Origin of the sequence: Butyrivibrio sp. INlla21 (genome assembly GCF_900116875.1) — a bacterium.
In the GTDB taxonomy this organism is placed as follows: Bacteria; Bacillota; Clostridia; order Lachnospirales; family Lachnospiraceae; genus Butyrivibrio.
This window is the reverse complement of record NZ_FPCC01000065.1, coordinates 1-1939: the sequence shown is the minus strand read 5'-3', so window position 1 is coordinate 1939 and position 1939 is coordinate 1. Positions and strand designations below refer to the sequence as shown.

Below are 1939 nucleotides of genomic sequence, written 5' to 3'. Positions count from 1 at the left end.
CTCCCTATTATGTCAAGCATAAAAGCTTGAAAATTAAAGGTTTTTAGTTCCTATCTCTGATATAAAACAAGCCAAGTGGTTGGATATTCCTTTGTATCAGGTACGGAAATAGCGGTTTTAGGGTACACAAAGCAAAACGTCATCTGAGATGTATTTTGCAATGGCCTTGTTGTATACCCATCCCTCTACGGCGGTGCACCTCCCGTGTCTACCAGGATCATCTGACAATTCTGCAGAGTCCTAACTTCCTTCGTTCCACCTATCCATAACCAGGGTGTCAGCTTAGCTCCTCTACAGGGTCACAGCCCTCTGGAAAATATTCCTGCCGACTACTGGCTCATTTTATGTAGTTTCAAAGATTTGCTTCCCATGACAGCACTGTTTAGTGGACGTTTTCCTGTCATTTTCAGCGGTTGTACCGGTTACTTGTTTCTCTGATCGTGACCGGATATAAAAACCTGTTCATACAGATGTTTATATCCAGCCACGATACAGTTTGTGTTTAACTCTCAGACCGTATCAGGCGTACTGAGGTCTATGGATATCTGATTGCATCTTGGCAGCATCATAATCAACACCCTTTGTCAGAATGACATAGAATACCCTTATCGCCTTACATGCGATCGCTATTAGCGACTGCATCTTCTTGAGCGGTTTCTGGGTTCGGGTGATGTTATACCTATGCAACTCCTTGAAGGCTGCATTTTTGCCCACCAAAGAGAAGGCAACTTCATATAAGGCATAACGAAGACGTTTTCTGCCTCTGTAGCTTATGTGCGTTTCACCTTTATGCTTTCCTGAACTGCACTCTACAAGTGCATATCCGGCAAGCTTCTGGATCTGTTTGGGGTTATCAAAACGACCAATGTCACCCACTTCCGCAACAAATGTACTTACAGATACAATTCCGACACCTTCTATATCTAAGAGTTTGTCAATGTACGGTATTTCTTTCAGCGTTTCCTGAATCTGAACAAGAAGTTCAGCCATTCTTGCACTGTATATATTCATATCTGACAAAAGAGCCTTAAGTTCGATTCTTGCAGCATTTGGAGCTTCATGGTTTCCAATGCTATGCTCTGCAGCCAATAACAGGGTCTGTGCCCTCTTCATTCCGACGCTTCTCAGCTTTGCATCACGCCATATCTGATTGATTCCTTCTGCACCAAGTTTTACTATATCTTCCGGAAGCGGAGCTATTTCCAGTACCATCCGTCCACTAATGGCTTGCTCTGGATTTGTATAGAGCTTCTTGAATTCAGGAAAATATATGCTGAACCATCTGGCAATTCTGTTCCTGATACGGATAATCTCTTCTTGAGTCTGTAACCTCATGTTTGATAGGTTACGGATCTCAGCGTAAACTCCGGTAGGAATATAAGGATAGGAATACCTGCCCTCCCTAACCAGACCTGCAATTACCTTTGGATCCTTACGATCATTCTTAGATGGATCATTGTCATCCAGCTCTTTAGACTTCTTTACATGATGAGGATTGACGTGAACAGGCTTCATATCATGTTTCTGCAAGAATGCACCAAGGTTAAACCAATAGTGCCCTGTAGGTTCCATGCCAGGAATAATCACTGTTTTGCCATGAGAAGCAGCTATATCATCCATCCACGCTTTAAAGGTCAGAAAACCTTGTTCAGTATTATCAAAGGCGAATGCCTTCTTCGAGAATTCAATACCTCTCCAGTCAAAAGCTCTGGCATAATGCTTCTCGCTGCCAACATCAATTCCTACTACAAGAGTATTTTCGGTAATAGCTTCGATTTTTTTGTTTTGTGTGGTAATATTCATTTGGATACCTCTCTGTTTTATTAGATTTTGCCAACTCGCGAACGTCAGCAAATCTTATTCTACTCAGAGGTATTCCTTTTTATCAATCACCTTCTTCATTGGAATTCCCTATATTTAAATCATACAGGAAGCTCCT

1 protein-coding gene is annotated in these 1939 nt (G+C 41.9%); it reads right to left on the bottom strand.

The genetic code is table 11. The features are described 5' to 3' along the window. Positions 1–519: 519 nt before the first annotated feature. A complete protein-coding gene (locus BM377_RS16050) occupies positions 520–1803 on the bottom strand; it encodes an IS110 family RNA-guided transposase (RefSeq protein WP_092250996.1) in 1284 nt (427 codons plus the stop codon). Between the last annotated feature and the right edge of the window lie 136 nt (positions 1804–1939).

Bases quoted from the DNA above. Each gene is read 5' to 3' on its own strand.
- BM377_RS16050 (WP_092250996.1), bottom strand. From the start codon at position 1,803: ATGAATATTACCACACAAAACAAAAAAATCGAAGCTATTACCGAAAAT.